The following is a 26,037-nucleotide window of genomic DNA, read 5'->3' as shown; positions in this document are numbered from 1 at the left end:
AAATAGTTAGGAGTGAGGAGTTAAAAATTTGAGTCATCAACTTATAACTCATAACTTAAATAGTTAGGAGTGAGAAGTTAAAAATTTGAGTCATCAACTCATAACTCCTAACTCCTAACTCCTAACTTATAATTCACGATTCATCACTCACGCCTTTTCTCCCCCTACCGGGAATCAAACCACGCCTTCCTGGCATCTGAGAAAGTAGCAGAAAACGTCGCAAATGCTGCAAATGTTCGCTATTTTCTAACAGTTCCAACTCTTCTAAAGCATCCTTAAAGGGCAAATCAGAGCGGTAGAGAATGCGGAAGGCTTTTTTGAGCATTTGTAAATCCGTAGAGTCCATACCAGACCGTTTAAGTCCGACAAGGTTGAGGGTTCGTACCCGCGCCGGATTTCCCTCCACTAGCATATATGGGGCCACATCCCGGTCAATCCGTGCCATGCCTCCCACCATTGCCTGTCTACCAATATGCACAAATTGATGGACACCTAAAACCCCACTCAGCCTAGCGCGTGACTCTATATGGACATGACCTGCCAACGCCACAGAGTTAGCAATCACTACCTGGTCTTCAATCACGCAGTTATGAGCCACATGAACATAAGCCATCAGTAAGTTACCATCGCCAATCACCGTTGCTTCACCAGCACCAGTAGCGCGGTTAATGGTAACGTACTCACGAATCAAGTTGTTATCACCAATTTTGACCCAGGTCGGTTCTCCCACAAACTTGAGATCCTGGGGTTCCATGCCGATGGCTGCACCTGTAAAAATCTGATTTTGCGCCCCAATTTCACAAGGCCCCTCTAACACGGCATGAGCGCCGATTATTGTTTCAGGGCCCACTTTGACATGCGCTCCAATCACAGCATAGGCACCGACTTGCACTGTATGGTGGAGTTCCGATTTCGGATGAATTACAGCAGTTGGATGAATTAGCGTTTTCAAGGGTGAATCTCCAGAACTGTCTTGATAAGCCAGCGCCGGGTGGGGTTTTTAAAGCAGTGCGTTACCCTGGTTAAGAGAGTTATACTGACTGCCATCCCATTTGAGGCGACTGGCATTGTTGAGCGTTAAGTATTTCAGTGAACGAAAGTGTCGGGCAAAGCAAGTTAAGTGTGTTCGTGAGTGCGTCTCGTAAAGAGGGCGTCGAAAATCAATAAATTATTCAGATGCTGTTGTGGATTTTTTTAACTGCGATCCTTTTTCAGGATTCAGTAAGGGCATTTCACGGCTATGCCAATACCACGAAAGCAAACTTTTAATTAACTAGAGAAAACATTAATTCCCCTTCACAAGCAAGTTGACCGTCAACTTCGGCACGACCTTGCATCTTACCGAAACGACGTTGTTTTACCCATAACAGTTCCACCGTCATTACTAGTTGATCCCCCGGTACAACCTGGCGGCGAAAACGGACTTTATCGATACCAGCGAAGACGAACAGTGCGCCTTCTACCGAAGACATTTGAGTTAAAACAATGCCCCCAACTTGTGCCATTGCTTCGACAATTAGCACCCCTGGCATCAGTGGACGTCCTGGGAAATGTCCTGGAAAATGGGGTTCGTTGATAGTGACATTTTTAACACCAACAGCTTTTTTACCTGGAACGTAGTCAATTATTTTGTCTACAAGTAAAAATGGGTAACGGTGGGGTAGCAATTTCTGAATTTCTTCAGATGTAAAGGTTGTTTTAATCTCAGATATGATTGTAGTCTCATTTATAGCTTCTGATTCGGTAGATGTAGGTGTAATGATATTCACTTCAGTGAGGATTGACATTGGCCGTGTGGTTAATTTTTTATCTGAAAATTGAGTAGGCAGGCGTATATCGAAAGCCTTAATAATCTTGGATTGTAAACTTTAAATCAAATCTAAAATTTAAAATCCAAAATCTAAAATTTTCTGAGCCAGTTGAATGTGTAAATTGTGGCTGGCTTTATACGCTAAGAAATGAGCAATAGGAAAAGTTCCTAGTAAACTTAAATCTCCTACTAAATCCAGGATTTTATGACGGACTGGCTCATTTGCAAATCTTAATGGTGGATTTAGCCACCCTTCTGGCCCACAAACGAGTGCATTATCCAAACTGCCACCTTTAATTAACCCTGTTTTTTGTAAGTGTTCAATTTGATGGAGTAACCCAAAAGTCCGAGCGGGAGCAATTTCCGCAGCAAAGCTAGCAGAAGCTTTTTCTAGTTCAGTGGTTAGTGACCAACTGTGCCATTGATTACCAATGGCGGATAGGTCAAAATCGATACCGTAACTAAAGCGGGTTTCTGGTGCTGGGAGGGCACATACAAAGGCATCGCCTTGATAGACCCATATTGGTTCTGTAATAGCCTTGGGAACTTGGTTGTTAACGGGTTGTGATACTAAGCCAACTTGGGCAATGTTGGCTGTCCATACACTTGCTGAACCATCTAAAAGTGGAACTTCTGGACCATCAATTTCAATCCGGGCATTATCCACGCCCATACCCGAAAGCGCAGCCAACAAATGTTCTACCGTGCGAACGGATACCTCATCCTTGCCCAACTGAGTTGAGAGAACAGTGTGACTAACTGCCGCAACTTGGGCTGGAATGATCGGCAAATCCAGTAAATCTACCCGTACAAAGTAGCGTCCACTTCCCGCCTCAGCTGGTAGTATCCGCACCTGGGTACTAACACCGCTATGCAATCCCACCCCTATTTGGGTGATTTCCCCAGCTAGAGTGTGCTGTTGCATAGCCTAAAAGACAGTATATTTCCTTTAGTATTGTTCATCGTCTGTTTTGGTAAAATCCCTGATATTCCCCTAAAAATGTAATTAATTCCTTTATCGGAACAGTATTCAGGTAAATGTCAAATTTAGCAAGCTAATTAGGAAAAGAGAGTTGTCATTAGTCCTTTGTTATTTACCAATGACCAATGACTAATGACTAATGACAAATTAAAACCTTTCGCCAATACCGAAATTAATTCGGTTATCACCGTCATCGTTGATACCGAAGTCAATCCGAATTGGCCCCAGTGGAGACTGGACGCGAACGCCAAGACCATAGCCGAAGCCACTACCATTTTTATTCAAAACTTCAGCCGCCCTAGTACTAGTTCCCAGATCGCTGCCAAGATCAAAAAATAGTGCGCCACTGACTACTGAAAAAACTGGAAACCGATATTCTACTGATGCTTGCACATAAGAGCGTCCGCTGCTTAATGCTCCTTCTTCATAACCCCGGACGGAGTTGCTACCTCCAAGGGTAAAAGCTTCGTAAGGAGGCAAGTCACCAAGGATGGTTCCTGCTTGCAGATTAAATGCTAAGGTTTGTGCGCCTTTGGAGAGGCTAATCAGCTTGATGGGCAAATATTGGCTATAGCTTCCCCGAAATCTGGTGAGTAAGATGTTGCCTAGCCCGATGGGAACCGACTGATCAACTCCGAAGCGGAGATAAGAACCGCTAGTGGGTTGCAATGGGTTATTGCGGAGATCACGCTGTGCTCCCAATTGCAACAGTAGTAAATCGTCTTGACCGGCGCTAGATAAGGTTAGTGGAATTTCCTCGCTGATGCGGTTGCCGTTATCATCATCAAATACAGCTCCTGTTTTTCTGAGATTGCCATCAGCATCGCGTGCAGAAACTCGTTGATACTGTAAACCTGCTGAGGCAGTCCATACAGAAGCTTTGTAAGGATTGGCAGAAAGGGGACGGGTAAAGGTAACACCACCACCTACACGGAGAATCCGGGGGCGATCTTGATCATCTGTATTAGTAGGATTACCTGGGTCAAACGTCCTAATATCTTCATCTTTGCCATCAAAGATCAACGAAATGGAATTGCGGCGAAAAATATTGGTTGTGTAGGAAGTGCGGTAGGGATCTCCGGCAATCCAGGGGTCTGTGAACCGCAGGTCAAACAGCAGTTCCCGTTCTCCCACCTGTACTTCTGCTCCCAGTTTTTGGTTCCTACCGTTCAGGTTTTGCTGTTGATAGCTAACTGTTCCAAAAAGTCCGCTAGCAGAACTAATGCCTGCCCCAGCCGCAATAGAACCACTGCTGCGTTCAGCTACATTTACTACTACATCCACCTTGCTAGGATCAGTACCAGGGTCAAGGGAGACATTGACATCTTCAAACAGTCCTAGTCCATACACGCGCTGTAGGTCTTTTTGTACTGTGTTGCGATTGAATACTTGTCCTGGCTTCAACTCCAATTCTCGCGTAATGATGTAATCCTGCGTCCGTCCCCGAATTGGTTGTCCTTTCTCATTTGTCTCCTGACCATCTTTATTGCGAAACCGGACTCTAATATTCTCTACTACACCTTCTGCTACTTGCAAGGTCACAACTCCGTTTTCAGAGACTTGTGGCGCTCCAATCACGTTAGCTAGTACGTAACCTTGGTCTTGATATCGCTTGTTTAACTGCTTGATGCCTTCCTGCAAGTCACGCAAGTTAAGGATTTTGCCATACTGCTCCTTAAATACTTCATCCACAGTATTAGCTGGGAGTACTGAGGCAACACCAGTACCTGGATTGGCTTGCACTTCTACTTTGCTTAGGACGGGGTTAGGCTGTACAACAAAGCTCACCCGCACTCCCAAGGGGGTATCTTCTGGGGCTGCTTGCACGTTAGAGAAGAAACCAGTACCAAAGATGGCGTTAATATCTTCTTGCAGTTGGCTGCGGGTTGTCGTTCGCCCTGGTTGGGTACGAATTACTCTATAAACTTGGTCTTCCAGTCCTGCTGGTAGTTGCCCAGTCTGTGCTCTAACTACTACTTCCGACACCAATACGCGGGGGTCGTTGGCTTCTGGGGCTGTAGTATTGGGTTGAGCATTTTCTGGAGTTGTCGGCGGGTTAACATTCTGCGGACTGGGAGCAGTGCCTGGGCTTGGGGCAGGTGTATTGGGTTGAGTATTTCCCGGAGTTGTCGGCGGGTTAACATTCTGCGGACTGGGAGTCGCACCTGGGCTTGGGGCAGGTGTTCTTTGTTGACTACCTGGGAACGGAAGATCAGGAGTGGCAGATGGTTCTGGAGTTGTGGGTAATAAAGGCTGTGTTGTCGGTGGGTTGACATTTTCTGGGACTGGAATAGTCTCAGGAGTTGGAGAAGACGTTGGTTGTTGAATTTCTGGCGGTGGAATGTCTGGAGCGGGAGACGGCTGTTGAGTAGGGTTAGGATCTATTGGAGGGGTTTGTGCAGTTTTTGGCGTTGTGGAGGTTGGCACGATTACCTTTGGGGTTGCGTAGGCGTAGCCCGCCGCAGGCATCGCTTTTAGATTGACAGGGTAAACTGCGACAATGTGGGATTTATCCGCCTCCATCACCCTTGTGGGGTTAGGTCGAGATTCTAAACTTTTACTATCAACCTGATCTGTATTCTTTTCTGGCTGCTGATTTGTTTCTAGTGTCAAAACTTCTGTTGTCTGTTTTGAACTGTTGGCGGTTTCTGCATTTGCACTCAATGAACCGCCCAAAGGCACTGTAATTGCTACTGCTGCCAGCAACATGGGAGATAAACGCATTTTACTTATAATTCCTCTTCACGACCACACACACCATCACAAATAGTCATTAGTCATTAGTCATTAGCCGTTGGTGAATAACAAAGGACAACTGACAATTGGACTTTGGACAATCCACACGAGTTTAATTGATTTTTATCCACTTAATTATTACTCTCTACTGCTTTTAGCACTCTTTGTAAAACCTCCTGGTAGGCATCCTCTACATTTCCTAAGTCGCGGCGAAAGCGGTCTTTGTCCATTACCCGGCGGTTTGAGTCCTGTTCTGCGGTATCCCATAAACGGCAGGTGTCGGGGCTAATTTCATCTGCCAAGAGCAACTGCTGCTGTGAGTCCAAACCAAACTCTAGTTTGAAGTCTACTAGGGTAATGCCGCATCGTTGCCAAAAATTCTTGAGAAATTCATTGATTTGCAATGCTAGATGTGTAATTGCGTCTACTTGTTCCGCAGTCGCTAGTTCTAGCAGGTACAGGCGATCGCGTGTCAGCAAAGGATCTCCTAACTGATCGTTTTTGTAATAAAACTCTACCATTGGCTGTTTTAGAATTGTACCCACTGGTAAGCCTGTTTGCTGACACAAACTGCCAGCAGCAATATTTCTGATAACTACTTCTAAGGGTAAAATCTTTACTGCCTTCACCCGCATCTGATTCGGGGTAGGGCTGTCGATAAAGTGAGTCTTTATACCATTTGCCTCCAACTGTTTAAAAAGCTGGCTGGAAATGCTACAATTAATTTTTCCCTTCTCTTGGATACTGCCACGTTTTTGGGCGTTAAACGCCGTGGCGTCGTCTTTGAAATCGGCCAACAAGACTTCCGGATCGTCTGTTGTGTAGAGAATTTTGGCTTTGCCTTCGTATAACTTGGAATTAACAGACATGGTGGCAGGTAAAGTTCTAGGCGATGGACAAAAGTTGTCCTTTGAGGCTTCACCATTTTATCTTTAGTTATTAACTATTAGCCATTGGTGATTATTTAGGAGGGCGCAAGGACACGATTAATTGTGCAGAGGTCTATGGCAGGAACCCGTAACGCGGGAAGAAGGCAGATGGGCACAGAGAAAAATCTTCTTGCTCTGCTCTGCTTCTCCTTTGGCTGTTTTAGTCACGGCCCAGTAGAAAGTTGCTAAAGATTCACAACTGAATCTCTAACTTTTAACAGACGACAATTTGCTTTAACGATAGTATAATTGCCTAAGTACTTTTACCAACAAAAATCTGTAATTAATATAAATTAAAAGTATTTTTATTTACCTGCGACTCAGGGTTTAAACTGAAGTTAATTACAGTCAGAAATTCATAAATTAAGATGAGATAAATTGACGACTGGGAGGTAAGTAAAATATTCTCTTTAGTCACTTTAGCAGAAACTTTTTTTGTAAATTTTACTGTAAAAGTGTTTCAAGCTTTATTTTCTAGTCTCAAAATCCAAATCAACCAATTCCCGCATCATTAATTGGAAAAGGAGTTCGATGGTTGGAGTTACCGCAGTCTGACGATAGTTAAGATAGTGGTAGCTAATGATTCAGCTTTAAAGATTCAAACACAAGGGGAGTTGAATAAATTGGAGAACAAAATAGTGAACAAGGATGATTTTCTTTACCCTCGCGGCCGCTACTACGGTCAGGTAAAGCCAGAAAACTTGGTTTTTAATGCAAATCTACAAGAATTTGCCCAACGAGTAAGTTACATTTGCAACTTAGAAACAGGTGGAAAACTGCCTCCAGGTCAAGCTTACGAACAAATCAAGGATTTATGGAAACAATTGAAACGCTCAAAAAAAGAGCTAAGAATTGGCGAAGATCCGTTTCAGGATGACCAAGGAGAGGTTGAAGGTTGAAGGGGATGAGGGGGATGAGGGAGATGAGGGAGCAGGGGGAGCAGGGGAGGCAGGAGAAGAATAACTATTGCCCAATAATGCCCCATGACTACTTGGTAAGCATTGTCCAAACACCATCCCAGGATTCTGAGGGCGGCGCTTGTTGATAATTACGGGCACGTTCTAGATGGATATCAACAGCTTGGTCTTGGGGTTGGATGCATTTGGCGGCTTCAAAACAGGCGATCGCGTGGGAGAAGTTGCGCGATAAATAAGCCGCTCGTCCAGTATGATATTGGAATAAAAACTCTTGAGTGTTGGCATTTAGAGGGGTGCTGCGATCGCCAATTAACTCGTAGATATTAACTGCCTGGTGTTTCCCTTTGACTCGGATTTTATCTAACTGGCGCACCCAAATGCGATCGCTGCAAAGCTGATAAGTAAATTCGCTCAAAAGTATATCACAACCATAATCCTTAGTTACAGCTTCCAAACGCGAACTCAAATTTACGCCATCTCCAATTACGGTGTAATCCATCCGTTTGCGGGAACCAATATTACCCGAAACCACATCCCCAGAACTAATCCCAATGCCAATATGGATTTGTGGCTGCGCCTGGATAATTCGCCGTCGGTTAAATTCCTCTAACCGTTGTCGCATATCTAATGCTGACTGCACAGCCCTCCAAGCATGATTTTCTGTCAATGGTAACGGCGCACCAAATACTGCCATTAAGGCATCACCAATAAATTTATCGAGAGTGCCTTCGTGGTTAAAAACCGCCTCTACCATAGTTTCAAAATACTGATTGAGCAGCAACACCACTTCGGCTGCACCGAGATTTTCTGTAAGTGTGGTGTAGCCTCGGATATCAGAAAACAATATGGTTACTTCCTTGCGCTCACCCACCATTAAAGCATCTTCCCCCAAAGCCATAACTTGCTCGGCTACATGGGGCGTTAAGTAGCGGGACATGGTAGTTTTCATCCGTTTTTCCTGGCTGATGTCTTCCAACACCACCAAACCACCCCGCACACCGCCTTCTGGGTTAGTTAAGGGATTAACAGTTAGATTCGTGCTGCGTTCTAATTTTTGCACCTCATCAGCAGTAAGAAACTCAGATTGGGAAGTCAGGGGTAAATTCCAGGGAATGAAAACATCGGGGTTAGTGCGATCGCGGACTGCTAAAATTGAATCCAAACTGCTGGATTTTGATTCTTGAGTCTCACTTTTAACTTCTAACTCCTCACTCTTAACTTGAAAAATTCCTACTATCAAACTTTGCTCTGGCACATAATGTTTAGCTCCAGTTTTTAAACTATCTTCTAGCCGCATTTGGAGATTTTCAATTGGCACAACTTCCCAAACTAGGCGACCAATCAAATTTTGTTCCCACAAAAGCTTGTTGTTCTTACTATTAGCATTTTTTATAGGACAGCCTAGCAACTCTAGCGCCGCATCATTTATCGTAACGATGCGTCCTGCCATATCCGTAGAAATCACTGCATCTGATAGACTTTGTAAAATATCTTTTTGATACTGTTTTTCTAACAGCACATTTTCAAATAGGCGAGCATTTTCTAAAGCAACTCCTGCCTGAATATTAAAAGCCCGCATAAACTCTTCATCAGAAGCGGTAAAACTGCTTTGTTGCTTATTAATTAATTGTGTAACACCAATTAATTCATTTGCCGAATTAAATACTGGCAAACACAGAATATTGCGAGTTACATAGCCAGTTTTTCTATCTGTAGTCGGGTCAAATCGGGGATCTTTATAGGCATCGGAAATATTTAAGGCTTCACCAGTAGAAGCCACATAGCCAGCAATGCCACGGTTAGCAGGAATGCGGATTTCTATCAACTTTGTGCCATCCGCCGCCGCAGCAACTTTCGTCCAGAGTTCGCTCATCTCTTTACGATACAAAAACAGTGTGCTGCGGTCTGCTTGCATTAAAATTCGAGCTTGCTCCATGACTATCTGCAAAGTTGCTTCTAAATCCAGACTTTGCCCCAGTGTCTGAGTTGCCCGCAATAAAGCCGTTGCGCCTCTTTGATTACGAGCGGCTACATAAAAAGATTGGCAGCTTTCCAGAATAATACCAATAGAAGCGGCGAAGTCTCGAAACCGTTCTTCATCATCAGAATTAAACGGAACATTCCCGGTTTTATTAGCCAGTTGCACTACTGCTACAACCTGGTTTTTGCTACTGGTAACAGGCATACATAAAATATTATGGATTTTGTAGCCCATTTGTTTTTCAAGTTCTGGGCTAAATAAAGGATGAGTATAAGTTTCAGATATATTTAGATATTCACCTGTACTGGCAACATGACCGGGGATACCCACTGTGATGGGAGTCCGAATTTCTAAGAATTTTTGGGTATTATCTTGAGGAACTTTTGACCAGAGTTGACCTTTGTCATAGTCAACTAAAAAAATAGCTGTGTGTTCTGCTTGCAGGATTTGACCAATTTTGAGTGTGATAGCTTCTAGCACTTTCTCCAACATAGTTTCTAGAGCTTCATTATTGATCAGTTCAATAGCTCTAAGAAATTGCTGGAACTCAGCAGTTATGAAGTCGAGTAAGCAAACAAATTCATTAACAGATAAGTCTTTAACACGACGCAGTAGGGCGTGAGTACGATTAACTTGAGTCAGTTCAGTTAATGTAGCTAAGACGCTGCCAGAGTTGGGGAGTGTCACGTCGCTTCGCTCCGAATTCAAAATTCAAAATTCAAAATTAATAATCCCCATAAATAAATGGGCTTGTATCATGAGTCTGTTTCGGTCATGGGAATTTTAGATTTTAGATTTTAGATTTTGGGCATTGGTTATTAATTCTTCTCCCCTTGCTCCCCCTGCTCCCTCATCTCTCTACTCCCTACTCCCTGATTTTGCCAACTTTTCAGAAAATATTACCTTTTGATAGTAATCTAATAGCTGTCTGGTAGCAGATGGCCAACCCCAACTTTCTGCTTCCTGGCGAGCATTTTGACGGATGATGTCTCGTTGTTGTTTTTGTTCTAAGAGGCGAACAGTAGCAGCGATGGCTCCTTGAACATCTGCTGTTGGCTCAAAAAGATATCCATTTACTCCATCTGTGACAATATCGGGAATTCCCCCGGAACGGGCTGCTACTACTGGACAGCCAGCTGCCATTGCTTCTAGTAATACTAAACCTAGTGTTTCTGTACGGGAAGGAAAGATAAAAGCATCAGCACTCGCAAAGGCAGAACCTAACTCTTGCCCCATAAGATACCCAACAAAATAAGTGTTTGTGCCAGCAAAGTGTTTTTGCAATGCTTCACGGTGCGGGCCATCCCCAACCAATGCTAACCGCGCTTCGGGAATTGCTTCTAAAATTGGTTTGATGCGCTCAATTTCTTTTTCAGCAGAAAGTCGCCCCACGTAAAGTAGCAATGGACTTTCTGGATGATTTTTTGATAAGCGCGATCGCATCTCTACACTAGCTAAATCGGGGTGAAATAGTTCCGTATCCACCCCGCGTTGCCATAAATCTACACGTTCAATACCATGTGCTTTCAGTTCCTCCACCATTACTGTGGAGGTACACAGATTTAAAGCTGCTTGATTATGAGCGCCTTTGAGCAGTTCCCAAAGAAAACCCTCCAGCATTCCCAAGCCGTAATGCTGGAGATATTGGGGTAAATGCGTGTGATAAGACGCTACTAAGGGAATTTTGAGGATTTTGCTATAAAATATGCCAGATAAACCTAAAACTGCTGGGTTCACGACATGAATAATATCTGGCTTAAACTCTTCTAAAGCGTACCCAATGGCTGGGCGGGGAAGTGCCATTTTCAATTCTGGATACAATGGCAGAGGAAAGCCAGTAACGCCGTAAACTTTAGCGCCTTTGTGTTCTGTGATGCCTCCATCAGGGGCAATCACTAGCACTTGATTACCACTGCGCTGTAAATGGTCAACAGTATGGCGCAGGCGCGTTACAATGCCGTCAACCTTGGGTAAAAAGGTTTCGGTAAATAGGGCAATTCTCATAAAAACTATTCAGTCCAGGCAGATAATCTGAGCTTAGAATGCATTTTGCTATTAAACCAGAGTAAACTGTCTCGCGTGTTGTAATCAATTCTGCACAGTCAAAATAACTGTGGTAAACGCAAATTTAGCTCTTTGCGTCGTAAGCCGCGCACCATAATCCTCATAGGATTTGGTGTCGGGATATAAGACGATTAATTACGAAACCCCTCAATTACCAATATTAGCCGTAGAGTAATTCGGTAATTGGGGCAGTTGAGCAATTAATAATCTTGTTATTTTATTTTGGCTTGTCTTGGGATTCAACATATTTTTTGAGAGCTTCAACTGTGACACCTCCACAAGAGGCTATGAAGTAAGAACCATTCCATAGGACATCTTTGTAATAAAATTGATTAACTCTGTCAGGAAATTCTTTTCGTAAATAGCGACTTGTGACTGTTTTTATATTGTTAATAAATTTTGACAGGTCTGTTTGAGGTGTGTATTGAAACAATAGATGCACATGGTCAGATTCTCCATTAAAATCTACTACATTGCTATCCCACTTTAAAAGCAAGTCTTTCAGGATTTCACCTAATCTATCAATCATCTGTCCCGTCAATACCCGCTTACGGTATTTTGTTGTTAACACCAAATGAGCCTTGAGGTCTGAAACTCCTCTAGCGCGGGAGATATAATTACTGTTCATGGTTGACTCTAACTTCTAAATACCTTAAATTAATAGATGCCAACACTAAATACAAGCAAGTAAGTGATTCCCTTATGCTGCTTAGTTATCAGTATCGCGCTTATCCAGACACTAAGCAAAAAATACAGTTAAACGAGTGGTTAAGGATTGGACGATATTGGTACAATTATCAGCTAAGAGATAGATTTAATTGGTGGGAGCAAAACCGTGATTATGCCGTGTTTCCGCAAGGAGAGTTCTGTCAAATATCATGTTCTTTACCTCCATTGACCCTTCGAGATAATCCAAATTACTATAGCCAAAAAAAACTACTCCCATCATTAAAAAAAGACTTTGTAAAGGTCGGGTATTCAGGCGAATTGCTTGATTATACAAAGTTGCCATCTCAGACAATGCAAGATATTTCTCGGCGGGTAGGTATTGCCTTTGATAGGTTTTTGTCTGGTGATTCTAATAGTAACAGAAGTGGCAAACCTCGTTTTAAGAACACTGCTTCGTTTCGCACATTAAAGATAGAAGGACAAGCTATAACTATTGAGAGGACAGAGAATGACTGGCTATTCATCTCAGCTTCTAAACTTTCTGGTTGGTTAAAAATTCGCTTGCACAGACCGTTGCCACAAGGTTTTCAGTTAAAAAATATTCTTTTGACGCGTAAAGCCGATGGCTGGTATGCGACAATAGCACTTTTTGATCCAACCGTACCAACATTTAACCTTGACGACGTTATTCCAACTTGGGATAACTCGTTAGGGATGGATGCAGTACTATTTGAAGAAGACTATCTCGCTACTTCCCAAAATACCAAGTTGCCTTCTGTCAAATCGTTCCGTAAAAATCAGACGCGATTAGCTTCTGTTTCAAAGCGGAAGGCTACCAAGAAAAAAGGTTCTAAATCTAGAAGAAAGCTGGCATTACGTCAGAGCAGACAGCATCAACGTATTGCCCGTTCACGTAAAGACCATGCTTACAAAACTGCTCATGCAATAGTCAGGACTGGGAAAAAAGTTTTTTATCACGAAAATTTGAATTTGCGAGGATTAACCAAACGAAACAAAGTTAAAAAAGATGACGATGGAAAGTTTCTTCCCAATGGACAATCAGCTAAATCAGGACTAAATAAATCCTGGAATGATGCTGCATTTGGTCAATTCTTCGCTACGCTGGACTACATAGCCTCAAAAGCTGGAGCAGTAGTAGTTCATGTTAATCCTGCTTACACATCAATGTTATTGAGCTATCGAGATGAGTTTGTGTTTACTGATTGCTCAATCAGGAATTATTTTGACCCTCAAGAATCGCTTAATGTTGACCGGGATATTAATTCTGCGATGAACATTAAGCGCGTCGGGCTGGGACTATTCCCGACGATAAAACGCCGTAAAGGGAATCCTGTAGTGGGTGAATCTACTACTAATAGTACCTCGAAGGAAGTTCTGGCAGCATTCCGAGATGTACCAGAAGCCTATACCGTATTTGGTAATCCAAATCGGTGTAGGTAGTTCACTAATAGCTGGACGATACGCCTGATAAATAATAAATAATTGGTCGTCATATTGTGCTAAAACATGACGACCAGTGTTAAACCCATGATCTATTGGGGTTTATCCTAATTTCTGTGCCAAGAGACTTTGGGCAGAATTTGTTTGTGATCGACTCGCGTCTGATACTTGATGGCAAAGTTTAACAGAGAATCGAGTAAAGAATCAGAAAGCAAGTGAGGCTGTAAACCTAAATCGAGCAATTTAGTGTTTTTAGCGTTGAAGTAATGTTCTTCTTTCTCGACTCTGGGATTATCTAAGTGATTGATTTCTACATTCAATCCCATAGCGTTACCAGCTTTTTTCACCATCAATGCCAAGTCGCCGACGCTGAATTGTTCGGTAAATTGGTTAAATACGCGGAATTCACCAGCCTCGGCAGGGTTAGCGATCGCTAATTCTACACATCGGACTGTATCCCGAATATCCAAAAATCCGCGAGTTTGTCCACCTTTACCGTAGACAGTTAACGGATGTCCAATCGCTGCTTGAATACAAAAGCGGTTTAGTGCAGTACCAAACACACCATCGTAATCCAGCCGATTAATCAATAGTTCGTCCATCCCCGTTTCTTCGGTTAAGACGCCATAAACTACACCCTGATTTAAATCAGTTGCCCGCAATCCCCAAATCCGGCAAGCAAAGTGGATGTTATGACTATCATGAACTTTGCTTAAGTGGTACATCGAACCGGGCTGCTTGGGATAAGGTAGGGTATCCTTGCGTCCATTGTGTTCAATGGTGATATACCCTTCTTCGATGTCGATGTTGGGTGTACCGTATTCCCCCATCGTCCCCAGCTTCACCAAATGACAGTCGGGGAAATCTTCCCGCATGGCGTACAGCAAGTTCAACGTACCAACTACATTATTGACCTGGGTAACAACTGCATGTTCTCGGTCAATCATGGAAAATGGGGCCGAACGCTGTTCACCAAAATGCACCAGAGCATTTGGCTGAAATTGCTGTAATGTTTTATGGAGAAATTCGTAATTTGTAATATCGCCGATGAACAAATCGATAGATTTACCCGTCAAATCTTGCCAGCGCTGGAGACGTTGTTGAATTAGTGCGATCGGAGTGAGAGTTTCAACACCAAGTTCATTATCCCAGTGCCGCCGCACCAAACTATCTAAAATTCCAACTTCATAACCTCGATTGGAAAGGTAAAGAGCAGTTGCCCAACCGCAATATCCATCACCACCAATAACCAGGACTTTCATCTTCACCAGTTTTTACTCGCTGATAGCTAAATTTATCAGGTTTGTGTACCCTCTCAATCATCATTCTGGGAGAGATATGGATATTGGGAGCAGAGCCAGGGGAAAATGGGGGCAAATGAAAGGAATTCTCCTAACTCCTCACTCCTAACTCAGGACTTCGGAATGCGATACTGCTGGGCAATGTAATAAAAGAAACGATAGTAATCTTGAAATTCTTGGCTCTTGCTTCGTCCCTGCCAATAGTATTTTACTTGACTTTGAGTTAGTGTCAGTGTCATTGAACCTACTTGTTGATCAACTTCTACAACCAGCACCCCAGACACTCCTTGGGCGGTTTGAAAGTTGGGTTTTATCTTTTTCACAGATTCTTGATCTGTAACAATCGAATTTGGTAACTGCTGACTTGCCCACCCCCGAATTTCCACTGAGTTATCCTGTGGTGAAAGAAACGCAATTCCATCATCATTTGCTGGTGCTCCTAAAGAAGTCCAGTTACTCGGATATGGAAATTCAAAGCCATAACGGGAGTTGCTATAAGTTTTCCAGGCGATCGCTCCAGCGTTAAAATTATTTGCAGTACAACCCCACAAAATTATTAACAGGGCAATAACTCCGCTAACGCTGGCGGCAAACCGATAAATTCTTCGCCCCAAACTACAGATTTTATTAGCAGTAGCCATTTATATTACACATTTTGCCAAAGTTACTGATTTTATAGAAGTGCCAGAAACTCAGATCAATACCTTCGCCAATTTACTAGCTATTCTCGAATCCGTAAACTGCTGAAGAAATTGCATCACAAGAGCGCTCATTAAAAATTCAATAATATTCAGGATATTTACCATTCTCAGCAGCACTCTGCATCTGCCACAACAAATCCTCCGCCAAACTCCGCGCCCACAAAAATTACAGCGCCTACCATCGGCAAAGAAGAGGAACAAGTAATCCTTGCCAGTAAGCTCATTGGCTTAGGACTAATCCTCGCAGGCGTTACATTTTTAAGTACAAGTATTTATGTGAGCGTCTACTTACGCAGCACACCTGGAATTTTGCTGTGTATCGCAGGTGTAGTAGCTCTAAATTGGGCTGGGCGCGATAATCGGATATTGGGATGGGTGTTGATTGGCATAGGAATTGCTCTATTCCTTGCCAGTGGTGTTGTGATTGGCTCTGTGTCTCTTTTTTCTATGCTGGTGTCATTCGCTGGCATCTCTTGTGGATATCAGTTGTTTACAACCGGAAAGGTGTTCAACTTTAATCCGCTTACGCTGCAAATAGTTAAAAAATCAGCCAACTCAGGCAATCATTAAATTAGCGATCGCTAATTTCCATTGAGGTTTCAGGTTTTAAGTGCCTAAGTCCTGATTAATTCTGAGCGGTTTGTAGTCAGCTATTTATCACTCAATAAACAGTATTTCAACCTCAAGTGTAAACAAATGTAACAATATTGGCGTCAAAACGTTTTACTGTCTTGACAACCAATAGAAGAACCGATAATTTAATATACATACCCGGGTAAGACCGTTAAAGAGTTATATGCAAACGCAAACTAAGCAAAAGGTCACTTTGTATTTATCGCCAGAGTTGCACAAAAAATTGAAGATTCGTTCAGCAGTCGATTCAGAACCAATGTCAGAACTTGCCGAACGTGCCCTCGTTTTTTACTTATCTAATTCAGAATTGGTTGACGAGGTAGAAGATTCTTCTTATGGGCGGACTCATAGAGTTTATTCATGCCCAACTTGTGATAGCTCACTAGTATTACGTGATGGGGAACTGGTTGCTTTAGGCAATCAACCAGGAGTAGTTGGTCAAGGACATCTTTCCATTAATGAAATGGATGAGGATGAAACCTATCCCAAGGGTGAGGAAGAGTTAGTTCCTTGCTAGATAGATATTAATGATTCGGTTGTCTTTACCAGAAGCAATGTCTCTACTGTCTCTATAAGGTCTCAAGTAGGTCGAAGTATGAACCAAGAGCTCAAAATCCTAATTCAAGCTCAATACCCTTTAATCTACCTTGTGACCTCCGAGGAAGAGCGGGCCGAGCAAGCAATTTCCGCAATCGCCCAGTCCGAGTTAAAGCCCCAGCGTCGAGTATTTGTTTGGACAGTAACACACGGGATTGTAGAGTATGGTCAGCCCCGGAATGTTACCCAACACAATACCGTGTCTCCAGAGGCGGCGATTGAGTGGATAATTCGCCAGAAAGAACCTAGTATATTTATTCTTAAAGATTTACATCCTTTTATTGATGCGCCTGCAACAAACAGATCGTTACGTGATGCGATCGCTAGCTTTAAAGGTACGCAAAAGAACATCATTTTGATGTCACCGATGCAACAAGTACCTATAGAGTTAGAAAAAGAAGTTGTTGTTATCGATTTTACACTGCCAGATATGGCAGAGTTGAATAAAGTACTGACTCAGCACGTAGACCAAAATCGTGGTCGGCGGTTGACAACAGAAGCCAGAGAGAAGCTTCTTAGAGCAGCTTTAGGTCTAACTAAGGATGAAGCTGAGAAAGTCTACCGAAAGGCACAGGTAACAACGGGGCGTTTGACGGAAGATGAAGTAGATATCGTTTTATCTGAGAAAAAGCAACTAATTCGGCGCAATGGAATCTTAGAATACATTGAAGAAGATGAAACCATTGATGCTGTAGGTGGCTTAGAAGAGTTAAAAAGATGGCTCAAGCAACGCTCTAACGCTTTTACAGAAAGAGCGAGAGAGTATGGTTTGCCTCAACCAAAGGGAATGTTAATTTTAGGGGTTCCCGGTTGCGGTAAGTCATTAATTGCCAAAACTACTTCCCGACTGTGGGGTTTACCACTGTTGCGGTTGGATATGGGGCGAGTCTACGACGGCTCAATGGTGGGACGAAGTGAAGCAAACTTGCGAAACGCCCTGAAAACAGCAGAATCTATTTCCCCAGCGATTTTGTTTATAGATGAATTGGATAAATCCTTTGCTGGTAGTGGAGGTTCTTCCGATTCCGATGGGGGGACTTCAAGTAGAATATTCGGCTCCTTCCTCACATGGATGCAAGATAAGAAATCACCAGTGTTTGTGATGGCAACTGCCAACAGAGTAGAACGCTTACCTGGCGAGTTTCTGAGGAAAGGACGCTTTGATGAAATTTTCTTTGTGGATCTGCCAACGCCAGAAGAACGGCAGGATATTTTCAATATCCACCTGACCAAGCGCCGTGAAGACATCTCTCGATTCGATCTTGAGCAACTAGGCAAGATGTCTGATGGCTTTTCTGGAGCAGAAATTGAGCAAGCGATCGTTGCGGCAATGTATGAAGCTTTTGCCCAAGATCGGGAGTTCACCCAACTAGATATTATTGCTGCACTGAAGGCAACATTGCCGCTGTCTCGAACGATGCAAGAACAAGTAACGGCTCTGAGAGATTGGGCCAGACAGCGCGCACGCCCCGCAGCATCCTCCGTAGCTGAATATCAGCGAATGGAGTTCTAAAAGCTTTCCTCTGCCATCCCAGGGGGAAAGGCTAGCTCCCAATGCTAGCAGTTTAAAAAAAGCCGCATCCTGCTAACGCGGCTTCGCCCAAAACAAACCGTTGTCGTTTTTCTCAATCTTCTCATTGGAGGAAACCCAAATGTCTCACTTTAGCACCCTGCGTACCAAAATCACCGATGCCGAAATCCTCAAGGCTTCCTTGCGCGACCTCGGTATCAGCGTAAAGACTGAAGCTGATGTCCGTGGTTATAACGGTCAGCGTGTCCGTTCTGACATCGTTGCTATGTTGGATGGCGAATATGACCTCGGCTGGTCTCGCAACAGCGATGGTTCTTTTGACCTAATCGCTGACCTGTGGGGCGTTGCTAAGAAGCACAACCAAACCGAGTTGATCAACTCCATCAACCAAAAGTATGCCGTTAACAAAACTTTGGCTGAAGTAAAACAACGCGGTTTGCAAAACGCCAATGTGAAGTTGGTATTGCAATAACAATTTCTCTGCGCGTTCCCAAAGCTGCACGGGTTAACCATATCAATAGCGGTTAGCCCGCTTTTTTATCGGGACTGAGATGTATTTCTCAGTCCTGATTTTTATTTATTTTTTGGGACACATAACTTGAAGCCAGTTGAACTAGATATTCCCTAATTTCTTGAATCGTTTCGTCAAGGAACTTTTCCCATAGTATATTAGGATATCCAAACCACCAAAACGGAGAAAAAGCGGGTCATTAGTGATGAGCCAACCCTCTTTCTCTAAAGCGCGTTTTACTGCATCGTGGAATATGTCTTTCGCCGCCATAGATTCTTAAAATTTTGATTTCGCTACTATAAAACTAGCTTACTCCCTACCAAACTTGACTTAAATCCAAAACAAAACCAGGTAGTAAAGATTCACCATAAAGTGTCTTAGGATTATCTAATACCTCAACCGCAATATTAGGACAATAAATAAAAACTCGGCGCTGTTTTCTATCAATTAACCAACCAAGTTGTGTCCCATTATCAATATACTCTTGCATCTTGTCTTGCAAAATTCGTAAGTTATCGCTCTCTGAACGCAATTCAATCACAAACTCAGGACAAATCGGTGCAAATTTTTTTCGCAGTTCTGGTGGTATGGCTTCCCAGCGATCGCGTTTTATCCACGCTGCATCTGGCGAACGCACCGCACCATTCGCCAAAGTAAACCCACCACTGGAACCAAACCCAACGCCTGTACCATCTTGCTTTGTCCACACCCACAACTGCCCAACTAAGTTAAAGTTGCGTTCATCAGTTTCGGAACCAGTAGGGGGCATAATGACTAATTCTCCAGCAGCATTGCGTTCGATGCGAAAATCACCGTTTAGCTGACAAAATTCGTAAAACTGATCTTCGGTTAGTGCGATCGCTGGTTGCAATTGCAAGACCATTGGTATAATTTCTGTGGCTATAGGTAAGTTAATGGTCATAATTCATATTTTGGGGCTTTACCTGTCTTTAGGATATATCTTGGCAAAATTTTAGGGGTAGTTTCGTAACCACCCCTTCATTCCCCTCATATTTAGAATTTAGTTACAGCACCCTTAATGGGAAGTTAATTCACTCAGAAATATTAATTAAACTTTCAACTTGAGAATTAGCCAATGTTGGTGCAGAGAAAATCCGCGAGTACAGACTTGACGGTTGTTGATGAGCAACAACTGGTAGAACTTCACGAGCATGGGCAGCTAATTCCACTGCCTTCACATCATAAGTCTGCGTTGCCAATTTGGGATAAAACCCGATACCGATGATTGGCAGCAACAAACAAGCGGTAATAAATATTTCGCGGGGTTTGACATCAGATATTACAGCATCCAAGTGCAACTCCTGACTTTGCTCACCGTAGAACACTTGACGCAACATCGACAGTAAATAAATCGGTGTCAAAATCACGCCAACGGCTGACAGCAACACAACTACAACTTTAAAGCTGGAACTGTAAACATCACTGGTGGCGATACCGAGAAATACCATCAACTCACCCACAAAACCACTCATTCCGGGTAAGGCGAGAGAAGCCATTGAACCGATGGTAAACATAGCAAAGGTTTTGGGCATTAACTTCGCCATACCGCCCATTTTATCCATCATCAAGGTGTGGGTGCGATCGTAAGTCACGCCAGATAAGAAGAACAAGCTAGCAGCAATCAAGCCGTGGGAAACCATTTGTAGCACTGCACCGCTAATACCTAGTTCTGTGTAAGAGGAAATCCCAATCAGCACAAACCCCATGTGGGCTATTGAAGAGTAAGCCAAGCGGCGTTTGAGATTGGTTTGAGCGAAGGCACAGCAAGCACCGTAGACAATGTTAACCACACCTAAAATCGCTAACACTGGTGCAAAAGTCACATGGGCATTGGGCAACATTTCCACATTGAAGCGGATTAGAGCATAACCACCCATTTTTAACAAAACACCAGCCAAAATCATTGAACCGGGTGCTGATGCTTCACCGTGGGCATCAGGTAGCCAAGTATGTAAAGGGAAAATCGGTAACTTTACACCGAAGGCAATTAAGAAACCTGCATAAACTAACAATTCCAAGGTTTTGGGGTATTCTTTCATTCCCAGAGTCGCCATGTCGAAGGTGACGGTATCTCCAGAGAATGCCATTGCAAAACCGGCGATCAAGATAAATATTGATGCGGCGGCGGTGTAAAGAATGAATTTGGTAGCCGCATAACGGCGGTTTTGTCCTCCCCAGATGGAAATCAGCAGGTAAACCGGCACTAACTCGATTTCCCACATCAGGAAGAACAACAGCAAATCTTGGGCGACAAATACGCCAAGTTGGGCGCTGTACATCGCTAACATCAAACCATAAAATAATCGCGGCTTGATGGTAACTTTCCAAGCCGCGAAGATTGCGAGGGTATTTATTAAGCCTGTTAGAAGCAGCAAGGGCATCGATAAACCATCAACCCCCACAGCCCAATGCAAACCTAACTGCGGTATCCAAGGATAGTTTTCTACAAATTGAAGCTTTGAACTTTGGAAGTCGTACTTGTACCAAAAGGCATAAATCATCAGTGCAAAGTCAGCAAAAGCAACTCCCAGACCATACCACCGCACAGTTCTACCTTCTTTGTCTGGGATTAAGGGGATGGCTAAGGCAGCCACCAAGGGTAAGAGGATTGTGGCTGTTAGCCAGGGAAATTCAATAGCATTCATCACTTCTGACAATCAATTTGGCTTCTCGCTTTTAATTTGATTATATTAAGGAATCTATACTTTTGTAAATATTCTTTAACTCTAGAATATTAAATTTTTGGCATAGACAGGAATATATACTCATCGAATTTTAAATTATCAGGATAAATAAGAATAAATACTTATCTGATTTTGCCGATTCCATTCTAAATGTAAAGTTTTGCAACGTCAACAAAAAACGGCAGCTAAAGCCACCGTTACAAAACCGTCATATTTTCTAGCCCAATTGTCAGAGCTATTTACTGTCGGTTCGCTCATTTTCAACGGGTGAGAAGGAATTAAGTCTTGCACTGCCGACCATGTAGGAGATAAAGAGACTCGGGCAATTTCATCACTGAAAGGATGTGTCGCTGGAGAGGCGAAAGAGGAGAAGGTGGGTCGAGTACCCATTGTTTTAGTAACTGAGGGTGCTGTCCGCTCATGGGTACAGGGAAACAATAAATACCTCCTTTTGACGCAATCTGACCACGGGTTGCGATCGCTGCTGCCTTACAATCGGCTAAAAAGACAAACGAATTGTGTCCAATTACTTTTACCATTTGCTGCCAAGTAGGCCAATACAACGGATCATCGGCTCCATTACCTGGGAGAGTGGCACTAACTAATGGTATGCCCGCAGGGTCAAGGGTTCCTAGCAACTGACGGTACTGCAACAAGTCGGGACGCTTGTCTTTGGAATGCCCATAGCGTAATAGACTAGAGTGTTCTGATTTCTGTTGCTGGTGATTAACTGAAAAACTACTTGTGTCTGCTCGTGCAACTTCCCTGGGTAATTCATAAGCACGAATTAAATGCTGCCCCAATTTCACTTCTATCCGCCCGATTGCATCTTCCTGCTTGCCTAATTCTTCCACCACTCTTGCCAATCGGTCATCGCTGGTATCTTTTTCTCCAATCAACCACCCTGTACTCAACTCCAAAATCTGTTGATGTGCCTTCACCCAGGCTTCTACTGCACACAACCGATGATCCGCCTGCGTGATGATGTATGTTAATAGCAACACGCTTAATTGCCCATAGCTCAACCCCTGATGGTTTCCATGCAGTCGGCTCAAGTTTTTGTCCAGGAGTTTAGCTATCTCCATTTGCTTGAGCCATTCCACTATCACTGGAATATCATCAATCCGCTCCGAACTGATTTCTAAGAGTTCACTGGTCATCCGCACACCCATCTCAAGAAGATGTCCTCTAGACTACCGGGAAATGGTGCTAATAATGTTTGAGGATTTGTACAATTGCCCTATTCCTTTCTCCTCAAGGCATTAATTCTTCTTGTCATTCTCAAATGAGCGAACCGACAGTATTTAGTCTACGCTTCTAAGTTGAGTCATAGACCTAACCCCCAGCCCCTTCCCTATAAGAGAAGGGGAGTAAGATTCAAAGCCTCTCTCCTCTTAGAGAGAGGAATGGAAGTGAGGTCAAAAGTACTTGGGGCTGACCATTAAACAATCCGATTGACAATTGTCCACACTTCCCCATCAGAGCGGACATAAGGGACGGAGATTGTCTTGAACCCAGTAATGAAAGGCTTGTAATAAATCTGCCAATACATTGGACTGAGTTGATTGGCACAAGCTTTAAGAAAACGAACTTCTGCGGCCAGTTCTGCCGCCAGTTGATTAATGCGTTGAGCATGAACCTGTGCTACTTCTTTGGCTTCTTCTAGCTCCTGCTGTTGGATAAGTTCTTTTGATGCAACTTGCGATCGCACTAACTTACCTTGTTTTTGTTTTATCTGTCCTTCCAAGGCTGCGATCGCTGCATCTATGCCTTGGAGTTCAACTGATAATTGGGCATTTTCCCTGGCTTGACGGCGATACGCTTCCACCATTGCCTGGGGTGAATCATTCTCGGCAGAGATTACATTATTAATAGTCAGTGCAGCGCGTTCTTCTAGGAGAATCTGAATTTGAGATTTAAGCGCCGCCATTTCATCCTGAATTTGCTCCATAAATCGAGTTTTAAGTGCTGAGTAAAATAGTTATCGGATTTTTTAAAAGCTTTTTGCGCCTTGGGTATCGAGGGAAAGCGATCGCACCTCGGCTGTAATTCCTTCTTCTTGCCAAGCAGCTAACATCGCCGCCTCCACAGCCTCTGAGTGTAATTTATCTGTCAAAGCTAACAGTGTCGGCCCCGCACCACTAATCACCATACCATAAGCACCAGCACTAACGGCTGCGATGTTAAGAACATCATAACCAGGAATCAAAGCTTTACGATAGGGCTGATGCAATCTATCTTGTAAAGCTGTCTTTAACCATTGTCCGTTACCAGTTTCCAAGCCGCGCAATAATAACCCCAAATGTGCTGTATTGAAAATCGCATCGGCGCGACTCACTTCAGTTGGAAGAACGCCCCGCGCCTTTGAAGTGGAAAGTTCAAAATTAGGAATAGCTACAACTGGTACAATATCTTGATGCCAGGGAACATCACAAATTTCCCAAGCTGCACCACTAGTAGCAGCCAGACGACATCCTCCCAACAAAGCTGGAACTACATTATCAGGATGTCCTTCCATTGCGATCGCTAACTCCATCACCTGTGACTGAGAAAGAGTTGCACCCTCAAGTTGATTAGCAGCAACTAAGCCACCAACAATTGCTGTCGCCGAACTACCCAAACCCCTCGCCAACGGCACACCTAACTTGATCTCTATTTTCACAGTTGGCGGTGTCTGCTCTATATGTTGATAGAACTTGACGAACGCTTGGTAGAGGAGATTGCTCTCATCAGTTTGAACTCGTTCAGCTTCCGTACCAGTGACATGAATAGTTAACCCAGCCTCTTCTTGGCGAGTGAACTTGAACTCGTTGTACAGCTTTAATGCTGCACCGATGCAATCAAAACCAGGCCCCAAATTCGCAGTTGTGGCGGGAACGGTAACAGTGATGGCAGAAACAACAGACATTGGTAAAACTCACTAATCATCAACTAGCATCCCATGTAAACGGTTGATTTGCGAATGAATTCTGATAGTTTTTTGTATGTAAGTTGCTAAATTGAGGTTAAAGAATACTGATTGAATGCAGTGTATCAGCCTAAAGCTGTTCTAAACCCATCTGGAGTCATTTGAAATTTGAGTTTTGTAACACTATCAGACTGTTCGATACAAGCTTGTAGAAAATCTCGTAATGTTTCTGTAGGTATTGCACAACCATAACCTAAAATGTCTGTACGTCCTTCTGCTTCTGCTGGAAGTTGGCAAACTATACCCACGACTTTACCATATTGATTAATAACTGGACCTCCACTGTTACCGCCTTTTACTCTGGCACTGATTAGAAAGTAGTTTTGCTGATCCAAATAAGCTTTTTCCTTACCTATAATTTGTCCTGTTGTTGATTTGAGATGTCCAGCAATTTGTGCAGTTTCCGCAATCAATACAGATTCAAAACCAGGAATCGGCGGGTAGCCCATAGTTAAAATATTGTCTAATATATTGGCATTGCTAATATGAAAACTAGGTACTTTTGGAAAAGCATCTCCTCCAAATTCAATAACAGCTAAATCTGCTCTTTTGTCACTAAGTTTCCAGATATTTAAAATAGGTATATTGGCACAGTTCCATTCAGGAATACTTACTTCTTGCATATTCTCAATGCAATGCTTGGCAGTTACAAATAATGAATTTTCAAATGATGGATAATTAACTAAAAATCCAGAACCTATATCATCCGAGCCATCTATTTTCTTGACCACTACAGGCTTAACTGTAGTGACAAAATGATTACGAATATAAGGAAAACCAAAAACTAAAAACTCATAAGTGCCATAATCTCGTTCTACAGGTTCAACCTCTGAATACGAGTAGTATGTATCATGAAATAGCACAAGAGTACTTGGACTAAATCCAGCAGGAATCAGCTATCCTTCTTGAGTTAATCTCCTAATAATTTTTTTTACTTCACTACAGTTTTCAAATTGATCAGTCTCTTGGAGAAAAGACTCTACTGATTTTGGAGTTGAAGTAGTGTTTGCATATACAGAGAAAAAGTCGATTATATCTGCTGCTAAACCCAACTTAAAGTATCCTCACTGATAGTTTAAAATGTATTTAACACGGTTAAAAAATCATCTGAAGAGTAAATAAAGCTATTCGCATTTTGGCAGTCATAAATAATTTTTAATCACAAAGACATTGCACATTGATAATAGTTTCAATTACTATAATTTATAAAATTCAGCCAACATATATTTTAATATTAAATATTATGGCTTTTTACGTATTAATTTTAAAACAAAAGGAGGATGATATCGGCGTTACTTACCGCTTTGGGCCACATGGAGATCGTCTCGGCTCTTTGTGGATAGATAAATTTAGTGGGGAAGTTAAAGAACTTCAAGAAACACCAGAGCAAAACTCGCAGGCATTTTTTCAACGAGCAGCAGTAAAGGTTTGGCAAGATTGGAAAAAAGGATCTTTTCCAGAAAAAACATGTTGGGCATCCTGATAATGATTGGGGATTGACAGCCTATCTAGAGTGATAGGCTATCAATACTCTGTTATTC

The 26,037-nt window shown here is 42.9% G+C and carries 24 protein-coding genes; 7 read left to right on the top strand and 17 right to left on the bottom strand.

Features of this window, described 5'->3' with window-relative positions; all coding sequences use genetic code 11:
- Positions 1-133: 133 nt before the first annotated feature.
- From lpxA to purC, 5 genes are all read right to left on the bottom strand, one after another.
- Positions 134-952: an acyl-ACP--UDP-N-acetylglucosamine O-acyltransferase gene (gene lpxA, locus LC608_RS18365; protein WP_229554889.1), complete on the bottom strand. Its 819-nt coding sequence runs from the start codon at positions 950-952 to the stop codon at positions 134-136.
- Between the two features lie 313 nt (positions 953-1,265).
- Positions 1,266-1,787: a 3-hydroxyacyl-ACP dehydratase FabZ gene (gene fabZ, locus LC608_RS18360; protein ID WP_229554888.1), complete on the bottom strand. Its 522-nt coding sequence runs from the start codon at positions 1,785-1,787 to the stop codon at positions 1,266-1,268.
- 99 nt (positions 1,788-1,886) lie between these two features.
- Positions 1,887-2,735, bottom strand: a complete 849-nt coding sequence (gene lpxC, locus LC608_RS18355; protein ID WP_229554887.1) for a UDP-3-O-acyl-N-acetylglucosamine deacetylase — start codon at positions 2,733-2,735, stop codon at positions 1,887-1,889.
- A gap of 204 nt (positions 2,736-2,939) precedes the next feature.
- Positions 2,940-5,516, bottom strand: a complete 2,577-nt coding sequence (locus LC608_RS18350; protein ID WP_229554886.1) for a BamA/TamA family outer membrane protein — start codon at positions 5,514-5,516, stop codon at positions 2,940-2,942.
- A gap of 143 nt (positions 5,517-5,659) precedes the next feature.
- Positions 5,660-6,397, bottom strand: a complete 738-nt coding sequence (purC, locus tag LC608_RS18345; RefSeq protein ID WP_229554885.1) for a phosphoribosylaminoimidazolesuccinocarboxamide synthase — start codon at positions 6,395-6,397, stop codon at positions 5,660-5,662.
- Positions 6,398-7,080: 683 nt separating this feature from the next.
- On the opposite strand from purC, the gene LC608_RS18340 reads away from it, so the two are divergent.
- Positions 7,081-7,356, top strand: a complete 276-nt coding sequence (locus LC608_RS18340) for a hypothetical protein (RefSeq protein ID WP_229554907.1) — start codon at positions 7,081-7,083, stop codon at positions 7,354-7,356.
- 88 nt (positions 7,357-7,444) lie between these two features.
- On the opposite strand, the gene LC608_RS18335 is transcribed toward LC608_RS18340, so the two are convergent.
- From LC608_RS18335 to tnpA, 3 genes are all read right to left on the bottom strand, one after another.
- Positions 7,445-10,042, bottom strand: a complete 2,598-nt coding sequence (locus LC608_RS18335; protein ID WP_229554884.1) for an adenylate/guanylate cyclase domain-containing protein — start codon at positions 10,040-10,042, stop codon at positions 7,445-7,447.
- Between the two features lie 171 nt (positions 10,043-10,213).
- A complete protein-coding gene (locus LC608_RS18330; RefSeq protein WP_229554883.1) occupies positions 10,214-11,359 on the bottom strand; it encodes a glycosyltransferase family 1 protein in 1,146 nt (381 codons plus the stop codon).
- A gap of 277 nt (positions 11,360-11,636) precedes the next feature.
- Positions 11,637-12,047: an IS200/IS605 family transposase gene (tnpA, locus tag LC608_RS18325; RefSeq protein WP_229554882.1), complete on the bottom strand. Its 411-nt coding sequence runs from the start codon at positions 12,045-12,047 to the stop codon at positions 11,637-11,639.
- Between the two features lie 74 nt (positions 12,048-12,121).
- Here tnpA and LC608_RS18320 point away from each other — a divergent pair, with 74 nt between their 5' ends.
- A complete protein-coding gene (locus tag LC608_RS18320; RefSeq protein ID WP_229554881.1) occupies positions 12,122-13,549 on the top strand; it encodes a transposase in 1,428 nt (475 codons plus the stop codon).
- Positions 13,550-13,656: 107 nt separating this feature from the next.
- Here LC608_RS18320 and LC608_RS18315 read toward each other — a convergent pair whose 3' ends face one another.
- On the bottom strand, positions 13,657-14,811 hold the full coding sequence (locus LC608_RS18315) for an NAD-dependent epimerase/dehydratase family protein (protein WP_100899423.1): 1,155 nt from the start codon (positions 14,809-14,811) through the stop codon (positions 13,657-13,659).
- Between the two features lie 149 nt (positions 14,812-14,960).
- The gene (locus LC608_RS18310) at positions 14,961-15,491 is read right to left on the bottom strand and encodes a hypothetical protein (RefSeq protein WP_229554880.1); all 531 of its coding nucleotides are present in this window, start codon (positions 15,489-15,491) and stop codon (positions 14,961-14,963) included.
- Between the two features lie 336 nt (positions 15,492-15,827).
- Between LC608_RS18310 and LC608_RS18305 the strand changes: the two genes are divergently transcribed.
- The 4 genes from LC608_RS18305 (at position 15,828) to LC608_RS18290 (ending at position 18,784) form a co-directional block, all read left to right on the top strand.
- A complete protein-coding gene (locus LC608_RS18305; RefSeq protein ID WP_229554879.1) occupies positions 15,828-16,121 on the top strand; it encodes a hypothetical protein in 294 nt (97 codons plus the stop codon).
- A gap of 226 nt (positions 16,122-16,347) precedes the next feature.
- Positions 16,348-16,701 (top strand): hypothetical protein, encoded by a 354-nt coding sequence (locus LC608_RS18300; RefSeq protein WP_229554878.1) that lies wholly within the window; start codon positions 16,348-16,350, stop codon positions 16,699-16,701.
- Between the two features lie 78 nt (positions 16,702-16,779).
- Complete coding sequence (locus tag LC608_RS18295) at positions 16,780-18,294, top strand: AAA family ATPase (protein WP_229554877.1); 1,515 nt, start codon at positions 16,780-16,782, stop codon at positions 18,292-18,294.
- A gap of 139 nt (positions 18,295-18,433) precedes the next feature.
- Positions 18,434-18,784: a DUF1257 domain-containing protein gene (locus LC608_RS18290; protein WP_012407317.1), complete on the top strand. Its 351-nt coding sequence runs from the start codon at positions 18,434-18,436 to the stop codon at positions 18,782-18,784.
- 141 nt (positions 18,785-18,925) lie between these two features.
- Here the strand turns inward: LC608_RS18290 and LC608_RS18285 are convergent, their stop codons facing one another.
- The 7 genes from LC608_RS18285 to LC608_RS18255 all read right to left on the bottom strand — a co-directional run bounded on the left by LC608_RS18285 (position 18,926) and on the right by LC608_RS18255 (position 25,359).
- The gene (locus LC608_RS18285) at positions 18,926-19,093 is read right to left on the bottom strand and encodes an element excision factor XisH family protein (protein ID WP_374108410.1); all 168 of its coding nucleotides are present in this window, start codon (positions 19,091-19,093) and stop codon (positions 18,926-18,928) included.
- 46 nt (positions 19,094-19,139) lie between these two features.
- Complete coding sequence (locus LC608_RS18280) at positions 19,140-19,745, bottom strand: Uma2 family endonuclease (protein ID WP_229554876.1); 606 nt, start codon at positions 19,743-19,745, stop codon at positions 19,140-19,142.
- Positions 19,746-19,875: 130 nt separating this feature from the next.
- The gene (locus LC608_RS18275; protein WP_229554875.1) at positions 19,876-21,489 is read right to left on the bottom strand and encodes an NAD(P)H-quinone oxidoreductase subunit 4; all 1,614 of its coding nucleotides are present in this window, start codon (positions 21,487-21,489) and stop codon (positions 19,876-19,878) included.
- A 317-nt stretch (positions 21,490-21,806) separates the two neighbouring features.
- A complete protein-coding gene (locus LC608_RS18270) occupies positions 21,807-22,688 on the bottom strand; it encodes a hypothetical protein (RefSeq protein WP_229554874.1) in 882 nt (293 codons plus the stop codon).
- 281 nt (positions 22,689-22,969) lie between these two features.
- Complete coding sequence (locus tag LC608_RS18265) at positions 22,970-23,479, bottom strand: hypothetical protein (RefSeq protein WP_229554873.1); 510 nt, start codon at positions 23,477-23,479, stop codon at positions 22,970-22,972.
- 42 nt (positions 23,480-23,521) lie between these two features.
- Complete coding sequence (gene thrB, locus LC608_RS18260; RefSeq protein WP_229554872.1) at positions 23,522-24,436, bottom strand: homoserine kinase; 915 nt, start codon at positions 24,434-24,436, stop codon at positions 23,522-23,524.
- Positions 24,437-24,561: 125 nt separating this feature from the next.
- Complete coding sequence (locus tag LC608_RS18255; RefSeq protein WP_229554871.1) at positions 24,562-25,359, bottom strand: serine protease; 798 nt, start codon at positions 25,357-25,359, stop codon at positions 24,562-24,564.
- Positions 25,360-25,673: 314 nt separating this feature from the next.
- Here LC608_RS18255 and LC608_RS18250 point away from each other — a divergent pair, with 314 nt between their 5' ends.
- Positions 25,674-25,979 (top strand): hypothetical protein, encoded by a 306-nt coding sequence (locus LC608_RS18250; protein ID WP_229554870.1) that lies wholly within the window; start codon positions 25,674-25,676, stop codon positions 25,977-25,979.
- Positions 25,980-26,037: the final 58 nt, after the last annotated feature.

Origin of the sequence: Nostoc sp. XA010, assembly GCF_020829625.1 — a bacterium.
Taxonomy (GTDB): Bacteria; Cyanobacteriota; Cyanobacteriia; order Cyanobacteriales; family Nostocaceae; genus Nostoc.
This window is presented reverse-complemented; position numbering and strand designations above follow the sequence as displayed.